9 protein-coding genes are annotated in these 13691 nt (G+C 67.0%); all 9 read right to left on the reverse strand.

Going from position 1 to position 13691, the window contains the following annotated elements:
- Positions 1-61: 61 nt before the first annotated feature.
- The 9 genes from fusA to rplJ all read right to left on the reverse strand — a co-directional run bounded on the left by fusA (position 62) and on the right by rplJ (position 13587).
- Positions 62-2110: an elongation factor G gene (fusA, locus tag AWQ71_RS09875; RefSeq protein WP_067130461.1), complete on the reverse strand. Its 2049-nt coding sequence runs from the start codon at positions 2108-2110 to the stop codon at positions 62-64.
- 84 nt (positions 2111-2194) lie between these two features.
- Positions 2195-2665, reverse strand: a complete 471-nt coding sequence (rpsG, locus tag AWQ71_RS09880; protein WP_067130074.1) for a 30S ribosomal protein S7 — start codon at positions 2663-2665, stop codon at positions 2195-2197.
- 1 nt (position 2666) lies between these two features.
- Positions 2667-3041, reverse strand: a complete 375-nt coding sequence (gene rpsL, locus AWQ71_RS09885; RefSeq protein ID WP_067130077.1) for a 30S ribosomal protein S12 — start codon at positions 3039-3041, stop codon at positions 2667-2669.
- A gap of 605 nt (positions 3042-3646) precedes the next feature.
- Positions 3647-7522, reverse strand: a complete 3876-nt coding sequence (locus tag AWQ71_RS09890; RefSeq protein ID WP_067130080.1) for a DNA-directed RNA polymerase subunit beta' — start codon at positions 7520-7522, stop codon at positions 3647-3649.
- A 23-nt stretch (positions 7523-7545) separates the two neighbouring features.
- A complete protein-coding gene (gene rpoB / locus AWQ71_RS09895) occupies positions 7546-11010 on the reverse strand; it encodes a DNA-directed RNA polymerase subunit beta (RefSeq protein ID WP_067130083.1) in 3465 nt (1154 codons plus the stop codon).
- Between the two features lie 414 nt (positions 11011-11424).
- Entirely contained in the window at positions 11425-11940 is a 516-nt protein-coding gene (locus AWQ71_RS09900; protein ID WP_084258734.1) for an Rv1363c family protein, read from the reverse strand.
- Positions 11937-12452: an Rv1363c family protein gene (locus AWQ71_RS09905; RefSeq protein WP_067130087.1), complete on the reverse strand. Its 516-nt coding sequence runs from the start codon at positions 12450-12452 to the stop codon at positions 11937-11939. The genes AWQ71_RS09900 and AWQ71_RS09905 overlap by 4 nt, the downstream gene beginning before the upstream one ends.
- A gap of 139 nt (positions 12453-12591) precedes the next feature.
- Complete coding sequence (gene rplL, locus AWQ71_RS09910) at positions 12592-12981, reverse strand: 50S ribosomal protein L7/L12 (protein ID WP_067130090.1); 390 nt, start codon at positions 12979-12981, stop codon at positions 12592-12594.
- An 81-nt stretch (positions 12982-13062) separates the two neighbouring features.
- Complete coding sequence (rplJ, locus tag AWQ71_RS09915; RefSeq protein WP_067130093.1) at positions 13063-13587, reverse strand: 50S ribosomal protein L10; 525 nt, start codon at positions 13585-13587, stop codon at positions 13063-13065.
- Positions 13588-13691 lie beyond the last annotated feature (104 nt).

Consider the following 13691-nt stretch of genomic DNA (forward strand, 5'->3'; position numbering starts at 1 on the left):
TAACTCAGGTTCCGCACGGCGGGGCGTGACGAGCACGCCCCGCGTACGCGGGCGAGGTGCGTTACTCGCCCCGAACCTTCGCGACGATCTCCTTGGCGATGCCCGGAGGCACCTCCGCGTAGGAGTCGAACTGCATGCTGTACACGGCCCGGCCCTGGGTCTTGCTGCGCAGATCACCCACGTAACCGAACATCTCGGACAGCGGGACGAGGGCCTGGATGACCTTGGCCCCGGTCCGGTCTTCCATCGACTGGATCTGTCCGCGGCGACCGTTGAGGTCACCGATGACGTCACCCATGTAGTCCTCGGGCGTGGTGACCTCAACGGCCATCATCGGCTCGAGGATTACGGCGTCAGCCTTACGAGCGGCCTCCTTGAAGGCCATCGAACCGGCAATCTTGAAAGCCATTTCGGACGAGTCGACCTCGTGGTACGCACCGTCCTGCAGCGTGACCTTCACACCGACCATCGGGTAGCCGGCGAGCACGCCGAACTCGGCGGCCTCCTGGGCGCCCGCGTCGACCGACGGGATGTACTCCCGCGGGATGCGGCCACCGGTGACCTTGTTCTGGAACTCGTAACCGTCGTTGCCGTCGCCCAGCGGCTCCAGGTCGATGATGACGCGCGCGAACTGGCCGGAACCACCGGTCTGCTTCTTGTGCGTGTACTCGACCTTCTGCACCTTGCGGCGGATGGTCTCGCGGTAGGCGACCTGCGGACGACCGACGTTCGCCTCGACCTTGAACTCGCGGCGCATACGGTCGACGAGGATCTCCAGGTGAAGCTCGCCCATGCCCCAGATGACCGTCTGACCGGTCTCCTCGTCACGCCGGACCTGGAAGGACGGGTCCTCCTCGGCCAGCCGCTGGATGGCGGTGCCCAGCTTCTCCTGGTCGCCCTTGGTCTTGGGCTCGATGGCCACGTTGATGACCGGCGCCGGGAAGTTCATCGACTCCAGGACGACCGGGTTCGCCGCGTCACTGAGCGTGTCACCGGTCGTGGTGTCCTTGAGGCCCATGACGGCGACGATCTGACCAGCCGCCGCGGACGGGCGCTCCTCGCGCTTGTTCGCGTGCATCTGGTAGATCTTGCCGATCCGCTCCTTCTTGCCCTTGGTCGAGTTGACGACCCCGGTGCCGGTCTCGAGCTTGCCCGAGTAGATGCGGATGTAGGTGAGCTTGCCCAGGTGCTGGTCGCTCATGATCTTGAAGGCCAGCGCGGCGAACGGCTCGTCCACGTCCGCGTGCCGCTCGATGATCTGGTCCTCGTTGCCGACCGCGTGGCCCTGGAAGGCCGGAATGTCGGTCGGCGCCGGCAGGTAGGCGACGATCGCGTCGAGCAGGGGCTGCACGCCCTTGTTCTTGAACGCGGTGCCGCACAGAACCGGGTTGAGCGCGCCGCTCAGCGTGGCGCGGCGGATCGCAGCGACGAGCTCCTCCTCGGAGGGCTCGACACCCTCGAGGAACTTCTCCATCAGCTCGTCGTCGTTCTCCGCGACGGTCTCGACGAGCTTGTCGCGCCACTCGCGAGCCGCGTCGGCGTGGTCGGCCGGGATGTCGACGACGTCGTACATCTCGCCCTTGGCCGTCTCGGCGCTCCAGAGCAGGCCCTTCATCTTCACGAGGTCGATGACGCCCTTGAAGTCGGCCTCAACGCCCCACGGAAGCTGGACGGCGAGCGGTGTCGCACCGAGGCGCGACACGATCATGTCGAGGCACCGGTGGAACTCGGCACCGACCCGGTCCATCTTGTTCACGAAGCAGATGCGGGGCACGTCGTACCGGTCGGCCTGCCGCCAAACGGTCTCGGACTGCGGCTCGACGCCGGCGACGGCGTCGAAGACGGCTACGGCACCGTCGAGGACACGCAGTGAGCGCTCCACCTCGACGGTGAAGTCCACGTGACCAGGCGTGTCGATGATGTTGATCGTGTGATCAAGCCAGCTACAGGTCGTCGCGGCAGACGTGATCGTGATGCCGCGCTCCTGCTCCTGCTCCATCCAGTCCATCGTGGCGGCACCCTCGTGGGTTTCGCCAATCTTGTAATTGATGCCGGTGTAGAACAGGATGCGCTCAGTCGTGGTGGTCTTGCCCGCATCGATGTGGGCCATGATCCCGATGTTGCGGACCCTGGCCAGTTCAAGAGCGGTCGTGGTGGCCACTGCTTTGCGTCCTTAACTCGTCGTTGGTGCCGACTACCAGCGGTAGTGGGCGAAAGCCTTGTTGGACTCGGCCATCTTGTGCGTGTCCTCGCGCCGCTTCACGCTGGCACCAAGGCCGTTGCTGGCGTCGAGGAGCTCGTTCATGAGCCGCTCGGTCATGGTCTTCTCACGCCGAGCCCGGGAGTACTGGACGAGCCAGCGGAGAGCCAGGGTGGTGCTGCGCGCGGCGCGCACCTCGACCGGGACCTGGTAGGTGGCGCCACCGACGCGGCGGCTGCGGACCTCCAGGGTGGGCTTGACGTTGTCGAGCGCACGCTTGAGCGTGACGACCGGGTCGTTGCCGGTCTTCTCCCGGCAGCCCTCGAGGGCGCCGTAGACGATCGACTGCGCGATCGAACGCTTGCCGTCCAGGAGAACCTTGTTGATCAAGGCAGTCACCAGCGGCGAGCTGTGCACCGGGTCTGCGATCAGCTGGCGGCGGCCAGGGGAACCCTTGCGCGGCATGTCAGCTCTTCTCCTTCTTAGCGCCGTAGCGGCTGCGGGCCTGCTTGCGGTTGCGGACACCCTGGGTGTCCAGCGAGCCGCGGATGATCTTGTAGCGAACACCCGGCAGGTCCTTCACACGACCGCCACGCACGAGCACGATGGAGTGCTCCTGAAGGTTGTGACCCACACCCGGGATGTAAGCCGTGACCTCGATGCCGTTGGTGAGCCGAACACGGGCCACCTTACGCAGCGCCGAGTTGGGCTTCTTGGGGGTCGTGGTGTAAACGCGGGTGCAAACGCCGCGCCGCTGAGGGCTCCCCTTGAGGGCAGGGGTCTTGGTCTTAGTGACCTTGTCCTGCCGGCCCTTGCGGACCAACTGCTGAATCGTGGGCACCGCGTCTCCGTTTCGTGCCTAGCCGGTGATACGTGAACCCCGGATCAGACCACCGCCCCGGCACGATCGCGGCCCGCTGACGCGAACCCCTCACTGCCCGGATCGGCACCCATTCCAGGTTGTACTTTCGCAGGTACTGCCGGTGTCATGACCTGCTGGTTTTGGAACCCCTTCGACCCCCGCGCTCGGGCGTGTCGCGCACTTGTCGCACCACACCCGGTCGGACCCGGTCGATCTGGAGGAGTCCTGCGGCGCTCGCGCCCACCCCCGGCATCGGGGACGACTCTTCAAGCACACGCATGCGAGCCCATGAACCATGGGCACGAAGGAAAAGACTACCCAGCCCCTCGCAACACGTCAAAACGGATGCGGGGGGTGGCTCATGATTCGTGTCATGGTCCGCGTGACCCACTCTGCCGCAGGTCACTACAAGCTCGGAGCGATTATACCCGAACGACGCGCCCTTCCGTGCAATTCCGCCGATGCGGGCCGGCGCCGGTCGGCCACGCGTGTCCGACAGACTCCCGCCGCTCCGCTTGTACGGCCCCGTACGCGGAAGCGCCCGGCATCTGGGCTTCCAGATGCCGGGCGCTTCCGTCGCCTGACTAGCGGCCGTACTGGCCGAAGTCGTATTCCTCCAGCGGCACGGCCTCGCCACTGCCGGTACCGAAGGTGTACTCCGCGGCGGAGCCGTCGTAGCCACCGACCGTGTACATCGCGGCCTTGGCCTCCTCGGTCGGCTCCACCCGGATGTTGCGGTACTGGGGCATGCCCGTACCGGCCGGGATGAGCTTACCGATGATGACGTTCTCCTTGAGGCCGAGCAGCGAGTCCGACTTGGCGTGGATCGCCGCGTCGGTGAGGACCCGCGTCGTCTCCTGGAAGGACGCCGCCGACAGCCAGGACTCGGTCGCCAGCGAGGCCTTCGTGATGCCCATCAGGACCGGACGGCCGGAGGCCGGCTGGCCGCCCTCCGCCACGGTCTGACGGTTCATCTGCTCGAAGCGCGGCCGCTCGACGAGCTCACCGGGCAGCAGCTCGGTGTCACCCGACTCCAGCACGTTCACGCGCTTGAGCATCTGCCGGACGATGACCTCGATGTGCTTGTCGTGGATCGACACACCCTGCGAGCGGTACACCTGCTGGACCTCGTCCACCAGGTGGAGCTGCACGGCGCGCGGGCCGAGGATGCGCAGCACCTCGTTCGGGTTGCGCGCACCCGCGATCAGCAGCTGGCCGACCTCGACGCGCTGCCCCTCGGTGACCAGCAGACGCGACCGCATCGAAACCGGGTAGGCGATCTCCTCGGAGCCGTCGTCCGGAGTGATGACGATCTTGCGGGTCTTGTCGGTCTCGTCGATCCTGACCCGGCCGGTGACCTCGCTGATCGGGGCCACACCCTTGGGGATGCGGGCCTCGAACAGCTCCTGGACACGCGGCAGACCGTGGGTGATGTCGGCGCCCGCCACACCACCGGTGTGGAAGGTCCGCATCGTGAGCTGGGTGCCCGGCTCACCGATCGACTGGGCGGCGATGATGCCGACGGCCTCGCCGACGTCGACCAGCTTGCCGGTGGCCAGCGAACGGCCGTAGCAGGTGGCGCAGACGCCGATCTTGGCCTCGCACACCAGCGTGCTGCGGGTCCGGACCGTCTCCACGCCCGCCGCGACGAGCGCGGTGACCGCGGCGTCGTTGATGTCCACGCCGGCCGACGCGATGAGCTTGCCGTCCACCTCGACGTCCTCGGCCAGGATGCGGCCGTGCACGTTGCTCTCGGCGTTCTCGGCCTTGACCAGGTTGCCCTGGGCGTCCCGCTCGCCGACGTGCAGCGGGACCGCGCGGTCGGTGCCGCAGTCGATCTCGCGGACGATGACGTCCTGGGCGACGTCGACCAGACGACGGGTCAGGTAACCCGAGTCGGCGGTCCGCAGCGCGGTGTCCGCCAGACCCTTCCGCTGGCCGTGGGTGGAGATGAAGTACTCCAGCACCGACAGGCCCTCGCGGAAGGAGGACTTGATCGGCCGCGGGATCGTCTCACCCTTGGTGTTGGACACCAGACCGCGGATGCCCGCGATCTGCCGGACCTGCATCTTGTTACCGCGGGCGCCGGAGTTGACCATCATCCAGACCGGGTTCGTCGCCGGGAACGCGTTGACCATGTCGGTCTCGACGTCCGCGGTGGCGTGGGTCCAGATCTCGATGAGCTCCTGACGGCGCTCCTCGTCCGTGATCAGACCGCGGTCGTACTCACGCTGGACCTTGTCCGCGCGCTTCTCGTACGACTCCATGATCGCGGCCTTGTTCGGCGGGGCGACGACGTCCTCGATCGAGATGGTGACACCGGCGCGCGTGGCCCAGTAGAAGCCCGCGTCCTTCAGCGCGTCCAGCGCCTGCGCGACCTCGACCTTCGGGTACCGCTCGGCCAGCTCGTTGACGATGGCAGAGAGCTGCTTCTTGCCGACCTGGTAGTTCACGAAGGGGTAGTTGCCGGGCAGGGTCTGGTTGAACAGAGCCCGACCGAGCGTGGTCTCCAGCCGGATCGGCTGACCGGCCTCCCAGCCCTCCGGAGCCTCCCAGCCGCGCGGCGGCGGGACGTCCTTGAGCCGCACCTGGATCTTGGCCTGCGGGTCCAGCTCGCGACGGTCGAACGCCATGAGCGCCTCCGCCACGGTGGCGAACACGCGACCCTCGCCCAGGGCGCCGTCCTTCTGGGTGGTCAGCCAGTACAGACCGATGACCATGTCCTGGGTGGGCATCGTCACCGGCTTGCCGTCGGCCGGCTTGAGGATGTTGTTCGTCGACAGCATCAGGATGCGTGCCTCGGCCTGAGCCTCGGCCGACAGCGGCAGGTGCACGGCCATCTGGTCACCGTCGAAGTCCGCGTTGAACGCGGTGCAGACGAGCGGGTGGATCTGGATGGCCTTGCCCTCGACGAGCTGCGGCTCGAAGGCCTGGATGCCCAGGCGGTGCAGCGTCGGCGCACGGTTGAGCAGCACCGGGTGCTCGGTGATGACCTCTTCGAGCACGTCCCACACGACCGGGCGGGCGCGCTCGACCATGCGCTTGGCCGACTTGATGTTCTGCGCGTGGTTCAGGTCGACCAGACGCTTCATCACGAACGGCTTGAACAGCTCCAGCGCCATCTGCTTGGGCAGGCCGCACTGGTGCAGCTTGAGCTGCGGGCCGACGACGATGACCGAACGGCCGGAGTAGTCGACACGCTTGCCCAGCAGGTTCTGACGGAAGCGTCCCTGCTTACCCTTCAGCATGTCGCTGAGGGACTTCAGCGGACGGTTGCCCGGGCCCGTGACCGGACGGCCGCGGCGGCCGTTGTCGAACAGCGCGTCGACGGCCTCCTGGAGCATCCGCTTCTCGTTGTTCACGATGATCTCGGGCGCGCCGAGGTCGAGCAGACGCTTGAGGCGGTTGTTCCGGTTGATGACCCGGCGGTACAGGTCGTTCAGGTCGGAGGTCGCGAACCGGCCACCGTCGAGCTGCACCATCGGGCGCAGGTCCGGCGGGATGACCGGGATGCAGTCCAGGACCATGCCACTCGGCGAGTTCCGCGTGTTGAGGAACGCCGCGACGACCTTGAGCCGCTTGAGGGCGCGAGCCTTCTTCTGGCCCTTGCCGCTGCGGATGGTCTCGCGCAGGTTCTCGGCCTCGGCATCCAGGTCGAAGCTGTTCAGCCGCTCCTGGATCGCCTGGGCGCCCATGCCGCCGCGGAAGTACCGGCCGAACCGGTCGCGCATCTCGCGGTAGAGCAGCTCGTCGCCCTCCAGGTCCTGGACCTTGAGGTTCTTGAACCGGCTCCACACCTCGTCGAGGCGGTCCAGCTCACGCTGGGCGCGGTCGCGGAGCTGCCGCATCTCGCGGTCGGCTCCCTCACGCACCTTGCGCCGCGCGTCCCCCTTGGCACCGGCGGCCTCGAGCTCGGCCAGGTCGGCCTCGAGCTTCTTCTGCCTGGCCTCGATGTCCGCGTCACGGCGCTGCTCGACGTGCTGCCGCTCGACGGAGATCTTCGCCTCCAGCGACGGCAGGTCGCGGTCGCGCATCTCCTTGTCTACGTGCGTGATCATGTACGCCGCGAAGTAGATGACCTTCTCGAGGTCCTTCGGCGCCAGGTCCAGCAGGTAGCCCAGGCGCGAAGGAACACCCTTGAAGTACCAGATGTGCGTGACCGGAGCGGCCAGCTCGATGTGGCCCATCCGCTCACGGCGCACCTTGGCCCGGGTCACCTCGACGCCGCAGCGCTCACAGATGATGCCCTTGAACCGGACGCGCTTGTACTTACCGCAGTAGCACTCCCAGTCCCGGGTCGGGCCGAAGATCTTCTCGCAGAAGAGCCCGTCCTTTTCCGGCTTGAGCGTCCGGTAGTTGATCGTCTCTGGCTTCTTCACCTCGCCATGCGACCACTGACGAATGTCGTCAGCCGTCGCAAGGCCGATCCGCAGTTCGTCGAAGAAGTTGACGTCTAGCACTTTTGATCCCCTCAGCTTCTAGATCAGACCTCTTCGACACTGCTCGGCTCACGCCGGGACAGGTCGATGCCGAGTTCCTCAGCGGCACGGAAGACGTCCTCGTCGGTGTCCCGCATCTCGATGGACATGCCATCGCTCGACAGGACCTCGACGTTGAGGCAGAGCGACTGCATTTCCTTGATGAGGACCTTGAACGACTCGGGGATGCCCGGCTCGGGGATGTTCTCGCCCTTGACGATGGCCTCGTAGACCTTCACGCGGCCGAGAACGTCGTCCGACTTGATCGTCAGCAGCTCCTGCAGCGCGTACGCGGCGCCATAGGCCTCGAGGGCCCACACCTCCATCTCACCGAAGCGCTGGCCACCGAACTGGGCCTTACCGCCGAGCGGCTGCTGGGTGATCATGGAGTACGGACCGGTCGACCGCGCGTGGATCTTGTCGTCGACCAGGTGGAGCAGCTTCAGGATGTAGATGTAGCCGACCGAGATCGGGTGCGGGAACGGCTCGCCGGAACGGCCGTCGAACAGCCGCGCCTTGCCGTTCTCGCCGACCATGCGTGAACCGTCCCTGTTGACCAGGGTGTTGCTCAGCAGGCCGACGATCTCCTCCTCGTGGGCACCGTCGAACACCGGGGTGGCCACGTTGGTGCGCGGCTCGACCTTGCCGAGCCCCTTCTCACGCAGGCGCTCCGCCCAGGCCTCCTCGACGCCGGAGACGTCCCACCCTCGGGCCGCGATCCAGCCGAGGTGGGTCTCCAGCACCTGGCCGACGTTCATTCGTCCCGGAACGCCCAGCGGGTTCAGGACGATGTCGACCGGCGTGCCGTCCTCGAGGAACGGCATGTCCTCCACGGGGAGGATCTTGGAGATGACACCCTTGTTGCCGTGACGGCCGGCGAGCTTGTCGCCGTCGGTGATCTTACGCTTCTGGGCCACGTACACGCGGACCAGCTCGTTCACGCCGGGCGGAAGCTCGTCGCCCTCCTCGCGGCTGAACACGCGGACGCCGATGACCTTGCCGGACTCGCCGTGCGGCACCTTCAGGGAGGTGTCGCGAACCTCGCGCGCCTTCTCACCGAAGATCGCGCGCAGCAGCCGCTCCTCCGGGGTCAGCTCGGTCTCACCCTTGGGAGTGACCTTGCCGACGAGGATGTCACCGGTCGTGACCTCGGCGCCGATGCGGATGATGCCGCGCTCGTCGAGGTCGGCGAGGACCTCCTCGGAGACGTTCGGGATGTCCCGGGTGATCTCCTCGGGGCCGAGCTTGGTGTCACGGGCGTCGACCTCGTGCTCCTCGATGTGAATCGAGGAGAGCACGTCGTCCTGCACCAGGCGCTGGGACAGGATGATCGCGTCCTCGTAGTTGTGACCCTCCCACGGCATGAACGCGACGAGCAGGTTCTTGCCGAGCGCCATCTCGCCGGTGTCGGTGCAGGGACCGTCGGCGACGACCTGGCCGACCTCGACCCGGTCGCCCTCGTGCACGATCGGCTTCTGGTTGAAGCAGGTGCCCTGGTTGGAACGCTTGAACTTCGCGACACGGTAAGTGGTGCGCGTGCCGTCGTCGTTCATCACGGTGACGTAGTCGGCGGAGACCTCCTCGACCACACCGGGCTTCTCGGCGCTGATGACGTCACCGGCGTCCGTGGCGGCGCGGTACTCCATGCCCGTGCCGACCAGCGGGGCCTCGCTCTTGAGCAGGGGCACCGACTGGCGCTGCATGTTCGAGCCCATGAGCGCGCGGTTGGCGTCGTCGTGCTCGAGGAACGGAATCATGGCGGTCGCGACCGACACCATCTGGCGCGGCGAGACGTCCATGTAGTCGACCTCGGACGGGTGGACGGCCTCGAACTCGCCGCCCTTCCGGCGGGCGAGCACGCGGCTGTCGGCGAAGGAGCCGTCGGCGTTCAGGGTCGTGTTGGCCTGGGCGACGACGTGCCTGTCCTCCACGTCCGCGGTCAGGTAGTCGATCTCGTCGGTGACCCGGCCGTCGGTGACCCGGCGGTACGGCGTCTCCACGAAACCGAAGGAGTTGACCCGGCCGAAGGACGACAGCGAGCCGATCAGACCGATGTTCGGGCCTTCCGGCGTCTCGATCGGGCACATGCGGCCGTAGTGGGACGGGTGCACGTCACGGACCTCGAAGCCGGCCCGCTCACGGGACAGACCGCCCGGACCCAGGGCCGAGAGACGACGCTTGTGCGTCAGACCGGCCAGCGGGTTCGTCTGGTCCATGAACTGGGACAGCTGGGAGGTGCCGAAGAACTCCTTGATCGACGCCACGACCGGGCGGATGTTGATCAGGGTCTGCGGCGTGATCGCCTCGACGTCCTGGGTCGTCATGCGCTCACGGACGACGCGCTCCATGCGGGCCAGGCCCAGGCGGACCTGGTTCTGGATGAGCTCGCCCACCGTGCGCAGACGGCGGTTGCCGAAGTGGTCGATGTCGTCCGTCTCGACGATCACCGAGCCGTCGGGACCCATGGTCTCCTCGCCGGCGTGCAGGCGCACGATGTACTCGATCGTGGAGACGATGTCCTCGTCGGTCAGCGTGCCCTGAGTGATGTCGGCGTCGACACCGAGCTTCTTGTTAATCTTGTAACGCCCGACCTTCGCGAGGTCGTAACGCTTGGGATTGAAGTACAGGTTCTCCAGCAGCGTCTGCGCGGACTCCTTGGTCGGAGGCTCGCCCGGACGCAGCTTGCGGTAGATGTCGAGCAGAGCATCGTCCTGGCCGGACGTGTGGTCCTTCTCCAGGGTCGCCCGCATCGACTCGTACTGGCCGAAACGCTCCAGAATCTGCTCGCTCGTCCAGCCGAGCGCCTTGAGCAGCACCGTGACGGGCTGCTTGCGCTTGCGGTCGATGCGAACGCCGACGCTGTCACGCTTGTCGATCTCGAACTCGAGCCAGGCGCCGCGGGAAGGGATCACCTTGCAGCCGAACAGGTCCTTGTCGGAGGTCTTGTCGACCGAACGGTCGAAGTAGACACCCGGGGACCGCACCAGCTGGGAGACCACGACACGCTCGGTGCCGTTGATGATGAAAGTGCCCTTCGAGGTCATGAGCGGGAAGTCGCCCATGAACACCGTCTGGCTCTTGATCTCACCGGTGGTGTTATTGATGAACTCCGCCGTGACGAACATCGGGGCGGAGTAGGTCATGTCCTTGTCTTTGCACTCGTCGACCGAGTACTTGGGCGGCTCGAACCGATGGTCGCGGAACGACAGGGACATGGTTCCGGAGAAGTCCTCGATGGGACTGATCTCCTCGAAGATCTCTTCGAGACCTGACTGGGCCGGAACGTCCTTGCGCCCGGCCTGGCGAGCCGCCTCGACCCGACCCTTCCACTTCTCGTTGCCGAGCAGCCAGTCAAACGACTCGGTCTGCAGGGCAAGAAGGTCGGGAACTTCGAGTGGCTCCTCGATACGTGCGAACGACACGGTACGGGGACCGGCGGGTACGGCGGAGGCGTTGCGCGAGGCTGCCAACAGATGTCCTTCCGAGGGCTCGCGGACTGACTACACGCACGCCAGACGACCATGCAACAGAGTTACTCAGAGAAGCGGGTCGTCAAAGGGCAGCGCAAAGGGGCAGTGTAGCCGATGGGCATACACCTGTCCACTCCGCTCTCGCTCTGCGCTCCACGTTGGTGGCAGCATCACCCGTCAGCGGCGATACGTCAAGCCCGAGGCCCGACATTTCGGCCGACTAATGCCCAGCACGCTGCGTTTTCCCGCTCACATGAGCCGTCGAACGTCACCGGACCCAGACGATACCCGCGAGCCCGTCCGGCTAACGCTCTGTCACGTGGCGAGCCGAACGCTGACCAACGGTCGACACTGCCAGTGATCGATATGTCCTGCCGTAGCCAGCGCCAAACATAGTCTTTGCTAACAATTGAATTAAGGGGCCCCGAGAACGGGCGTGTCGCCCAGGAGCGTGGAGAGATCAGAGACCAGCCAGCGGCCGTTCTCCCTGCTCATCACGAGACGGAGCCGGTTCTGCCCGACCTCCTGGGTCGGCCGGTCCTGTCCGGTTTCGCGCCCACTGGTGACCGTGTTCAGGAAAACCAATATCCGGACCTCCTCGGAGGTCGCCGACTCGACCGCGGCGCCCGCCACGACGGCCTGCCGTACCTCCTGCCGCTGGCGGGCGAGCCGCGGCAGCGTGGCGGCGAGCCGGGCATAGCGTGCGGCCAGCGCTCCGGTCGTGTGGCTCCTCGCCCGGGCGAGATCCTCGTCCATCGTCCGGTAGTCGTAGGACAGCATGTCCGCCGCATACGAGCGGGCCGCGGTCACAGCCTCCCGCCCGGCCGAGACATCGCCCTGAAGGCGGCCCAGATCCGCGTACAGCCAGGCCACGGTGGCGGCGAGGCCGGCCGCCGCGGCGGCGAGCAGCACGGCGAGAGTCCGTCTCACTGCACCAACTCCGCCCTGGAGACCAGCCAGCGGTCCCCCACCTTGGCCACCTCCATGCGCCATCGGTAGGCACGTTCCTCGGGCTCGCCCGCCCCGCCCGGGTCGCCGCCGCCCCTCTTACCGTCCGCTCCCCAGCGGATCAACGCGTCGCCCACGACCATGACCTCGGCGGAGCGTCCGCCGTCCGCCATCGACACGAGGCCGGCCGCGCGCAGCACCCCGGCCTGCGAGACCTCGCGCCGGAGGGCGGCCTGTCGCATCGCGTCCCGGCCCTTCACGTAGCCGTCGCGGGCCTGCCCGGTCGAGGTGGCGACGAGCCGCGCCACGTCCTGGTCCACCGTGCGGTGGTCCAGTGTGAGCAGGGCGGCCGCGTGGACGGCGGCCGCCCGGACGGCAGCCTGGCGGTCCCGCTCGTCCTGCCGCGCCTCGTTCCGGGCCACCCCGAGCAACAGCGCGGCCGCGGCCAGCCCCGCCACGAGTACCGTCAGCCCCGCGATCAGCGTCCGTCCCACCGATGCATCACCCCCGACCATGTCATCGCACGCCGGAGGGTCTCCCGCTACACATTCCGGCCGGAGCGGGCGCGGCCGTATGAACGCGGAAAGGGCGGCCACCCGAAGGTGACCGCCCTTTCGCGGAAAAACGTCAGTGTTACTTGACGCTGACGGTGGCGCCGGCGCCCTCCAGGGCAGCCTTGGCCTTCTCCGCCTGCTCCTTGTTGACCTTGCCGTCGAAGACGGCCTTCGGAGCGCCGTCCACGAGGTCCTTGGCCTCCTTGAGACCCAGGCTGGTGAGGGCGCGGATCTCCTTGATGACCTGGATCTTCTTGTCGCCGGCGGCCTCGAGGATGACGTCGAACTCGTCCTGCTCCTCGGCCTCCTCAGCGGCGGCGCCACCGGCAGCCGGGGCGGCGGCGACGGCGACCGGAGCGGCGGCCTTGACGTCGAAGGTCTCCTCGAAGAGCTTCACGAAGTCGGACAGCTCAAGGAGGGTCATCTCCTTGAAGGACTCGAGCAGCTCGTCGGTGCTGAGCTTCGCCATGGTGTGTTCCTCCGTGTGGATCTAGCAAAAAAGTTCAGGGACCGCGGTGTGCGCTTCCCCCCAGGCCCGTCGTGGACGGACCTACTCGCCGGCCTCTTCGCGCTTGGCGCGCAGGGCCTCGGCCAGTCGAGCCATGTTGGTGGGCAGCGCGGCGAAGGTGGCGGCAGCCTGGGACTGCTTCGCCTTCAGCGCACCGGCCAGCTTCGCGAGGAGAACCTCGCGGGACTCAAGGTCGGCAAGCTTGGAGATCTCGGCCGGGGTCATCGACTTGCCGTCGACGACGCCACCCTTGATCACCAGAAGGGGGTTGGCCTTGGCGAAGTCACGCAGACCCTTGGCCGCCTCGACCACGTCGCCCTTGACGAACGCGATCGCGGTCGGGCCCTGGAGCAGCTCGTCCAGGGCGTTGATCCCGGCGTTCTGAGCCGCGATCTTAGCCAGCGTGTTCTTCGCCACGGCGAACTTCGCATTCCCACCGAGAGCAACGCGCAGCTCCTTGAGCTGCGCGACGGTGAGACCGCGGTACTCGGTCAGAACGGCGCCGCTGGAGCCCTCGAACTCGCTCTCGAGTTCGGCAACCGCGATCGCCTTATCCGCCCTCGCCATGGGCCTCCTTCCAGATGTGCCACCGGCGAAGGCGTCCGAAAAAGGAGGAGCCCCGGCGCAGGCGCACGGGGCTGGCACAGGCGCGCGCACGCGCCCGGAAGCTC

Origin of the sequence: Microtetraspora malaysiensis, from assembly GCF_001528665.1 — a bacterium.
Classification (GTDB): Bacteria; Actinomycetota; Actinomycetes; order Streptosporangiales; family Streptosporangiaceae; genus Microtetraspora_A; species Microtetraspora_A malaysiensis.

What these genes read in the sequence shown, in the direction of transcription:
- fusA (WP_067130461.1), bottom strand. Translation starts at nt 2,110, where the DNA reads ATGGCCCACATCGATGCGGGCAAGACCACCACGACTGAGCGCATCCTG.
- rpsG (WP_067130074.1), bottom strand. Translation starts at nt 2,665, where the DNA reads ATGCCGCGCAAGGGTTCCCCTGGCCGCCGCCAGCTGATCGCAGACCCG.
- rplL (WP_067130090.1), bottom strand. Translation starts at nt 12,981, where the DNA reads ATGGCGAAGCTCAGCACCGACGAGCTGCTCGAGTCCTTCAAGGAGATG.
- rplJ (WP_067130093.1), bottom strand. Translation starts at nt 13,587, where the DNA reads ATGGCGAGGGCGGATAAGGCGATCGCGGTTGCCGAACTCGAGAGCGAG.